Raw genomic sequence first — 3,277 nt, forward strand, 5'->3', positions numbered from 1 at the left:
CGACTAGTGAGCTATTACGCACTCTTTGAATGAATAGCTGCTTCTAAGCTAACATCCTAGTTGTCTGTGCAACCCCACATCCTTTTCCACTTAACAATTATTTTGGGACCTTAGCTGGTGGTCTGGGCTGTTTCCCTTTCGACTACGGATCTTAGCACTCGCAGTCTGACTGCCGACCATAATTCTTTGGCATTCGGAGTTTATCTGAGATTGGTAATCCGGGATGGACCCCTCACCCAAACAGTGCTCTACCTCCAAGAATCTTGATGTCGACGCTAGCCCTAAAGCTATTTCGGAGAGAACCAGCTATCTCCAAGTTCGTTTGGAATTTCTCCGCTACCCACAAGTCATCCAAGCACTTTTCAACGTGCCCTGGTTCGGTCCTCCAGTGCGTCTTACCGCACCTTCAACCTGCTCATGGGTAGGTCACATGGTTTCGGGTCTACGACATGATACTAATGCGCCCTATTCAGACTCGGTTTCCCTACGGCTCCGTCTCTTCAACTTAACCTCGCATCATATCGTAACTCGCCGGTTCATTCTACAAAAGGCACGCTCTCACCCATTAACGGGCTCGAACTTGTTGTAGGCACACGGTTTCAGGTTCTATTTCACTCCCCTCCCGGGGTGCTTTTCACCTTTCCCTCACGGTACTGGTTCACTATCGGTCACTAGGGAGTATTTAGGGTTGGGAGATGGTCCTCCCAGATTCCGACGGGATTTCTCGTGTCCCGCCGTACTCAGGATACTGCTAGGTACAAAGACTATTTTAAATACGAGGCTCTTACTCTCTTTGGCTGATCTTCCCAAATCATTCTTCTATAATCTTTGAGTCCACATTGCAGTCCTACAACCCCGAAGAGTAAACTCTTCGGTTTGCCCTTCTGCCGTTTCGCTCGCCGCTACTAAGGCAATCGCTTTTGCTTTCTCTTCCTGCAGCTACTTAGATGTTTCAGTTCACTGCGTCTTCCTCCTCATATCCTTAACAGATATGGGTAACAGGTAGTACCTGTTGGGTTCCCCCATTCGGAAATCCCTGGATCATCGCTTACTTACAGCTACCCAAGGCATATCGTCGTTTGTCACGTCCTTCTTCGGCTCCTAGTGCCAAGGCATCCACCGTGCGCCCTTATTAACTTAACCTTATTTTTTGACCTTTCAGTCATAAACTCTTTTAATACTACAGCGTTTCGGTTTATTTTCTTGTTACTATTTGATATAGATATTCAATTTTCAATGTGCATTACTTGGTGATCTCTCACCAATGGAGCCTAGCGGGATCGAACCGCTGACCTCCTGCGTGCAAAGCAGGCGCTCTCCCAGCTGAGCTAAGGCCCCACAAGACCTCTCAAGACTAAACAAGACCAATGTGCAGTTCCTTATCCTTAGAAAGGAGGTGATCCAGCCGCACCTTCCGATACGGCTACCTTGTTACGACTTCACCCCAATCATCTATCCCACCTTAGGCGGCTGGCTCCTAAAAGGTTACCTCACCGACTTCGGGTGTTACAAACTCTCGTGGTGTGACGGGCGGTGTGTACAAGGCCCGGGAACGTATTCACCGCGGCGTGCTGATCCGCGATTACTAGCGATTCCGACTTCATGTAGGCGAGTTGCAGCCTACAATCCGAACTGAGACTGGCTTTAAGAGATTAGCTTGCCGTCACCGGCTTGCGACTCGTTGTACCAGCCATTGTAGCACGTGTGTAGCCCAGGTCATAAGGGGCATGATGATTTGACGTCATCCCCACCTTCCTCCGGTTTATTACCGGCAGTCTCGCTAGAGTGCCCAACTGAATGATGGCAACTAACAATAGGGGTTGCGCTCGTTGCGGGACTTAACCCAACATCTCACGACACGAGCTGACGACAACCATGCACCACCTGTCACCTCTGTCCCGAAGGAAAACTCTATCTCTAGAGCGGTCAGAGGGATGTCAAGACCTGGTAAGGTTCTTCGCGTTGCTTCGAATTAAACCACATGCTCCACCGCTTGTGCGGGCCCCCGTCAATTCCTTTGAGTTTCAACCTTGCGGTCGTACTCCCCAGGCGGAGTGCTTAATGCGTTAGCTGCGGCACTAAACCCCGGAAAGGGTCTAACACCTAGCACTCATCGTTTACGGCGTGGACTACCAGGGTATCTAATCCTGTTTGCTCCCCACGCTTTCGAGCCTCAGCGTCAGTTACAAGCCAGAGAGCCGCTTTCGCCACCGGTGTTCCTCCATATATCTACGCATTTCACCGCTACACATGGAATTCCACTCTCCCCTCTTGCACTCAAGTTAAACAGTTTCCAAAGCGTACTATGGTTAAGCCACAGCCTTTAACTTCAGACTTATCTAACCGCCTGCGCTCGCTTTACGCCCAATAAATCCGGACAACGCTCGGGACCTACGTATTACCGCGGCTGCTGGCACGTAGTTAGCCGTCCCTTTCTGGTAAGATACCGTCACAGTGTGAACTTTCCACTCTCACACTCGTTCTTCTCTTACAACAGAGCTTTACGATCCGAAAACCTTCTTCACTCACGCGGCGTTGCTCGGTCAGACTTCCGTCCATTGCCGAAGATTCCCTACTGCTGCCTCCCGTAGGAGTCTGGGCCGTGTCTCAGTCCCAGTGTGGCCGATCACCCTCTCAGGTCGGCTATGTATCGTCGCCTTGGTGAGCCGTTACCCCACCAACTAGCTAATACAACGCAGGTCCATCTGGTAGTGATGCATTTGCACCTTTCAATGCATTATCATGCGATAATCCATTTTATGCGGTATTAGCTATCGTTTCCAATAGTTATCCCCCGCTACCAGGCAGGTTACCTACGCGTTACTCACCCGTTCGCAACTCATCCAAGAAGAGCAAGCTCCTCTCTTCAGCGTTCTACTTGCATGTATTAGGCACGCCGCCAGCGTTCGTCCTGAGCCAGGATCAAACTCTCATTAAAAGTTTGAGTTCTCACTCATTTCTGTCACTGACAGATTTATTGTTTTTTCATTGTTCAGTACTATAACCTTAGTTATAGTGCCCTGCACATTGGTTCGTCTTGTTCAGTTTTCAAAGGTCTTTGTCACTCAATCTCTCTCAAGCGACAACTATATCAGTATATCACAGCTGCTAACCTCTGTCAACACTTTTTTAAACTTTTTTCCAAGTTTTTTTTAACCGCAATACACCATAGTCCGTACGGGATTCGAACCCGTGTTACCGCCGTGAAAAGGCGGTGTCTTAACCCCTTGACCAACGGACCTTGAGCTTTTCAACTCTTTCTATTATACCTACTTTT

Annotated in this window: 2 tRNA genes and 2 rRNA genes (1 of these 4 only partly in view); all 4 read right to left on the minus strand. The window is 49.1% G+C overall.

Going from position 1 to position 3,277, the window contains the following annotated elements:
• Positions 1-1,143 (minus strand): 23S ribosomal RNA (locus tag ATE37_RS04955); it reaches 1,759 nt to the left of the window's first position.
• Between the two features lie 122 nt (positions 1,144-1,265).
• A tRNA-Ala gene (locus tag ATE37_RS04960) sits at positions 1,266-1,338 on the minus strand.
• 51 nt (positions 1,339-1,389) lie between these two features.
• A 16S ribosomal RNA gene (locus ATE37_RS04965) occupies positions 1,390-2,938 on the minus strand.
• Together the 16S and 23S rRNA genes with 2 tRNA genes alongside form the textbook arrangement of a ribosomal RNA operon.
• Before the next feature lie 231 nt (positions 2,939-3,169).
• Positions 3,170-3,241 (minus strand) — tRNA-Glu (locus ATE37_RS04970).
• Between the last annotated feature and the right edge of the window lie 36 nt (positions 3,242-3,277).

This window comes from Streptococcus oralis subsp. tigurinus, from assembly GCF_002093575.1.
Taxonomy (GTDB): Bacteria; Bacillota; Bacilli; order Lactobacillales; family Streptococcaceae; genus Streptococcus; species Streptococcus oralis_CH.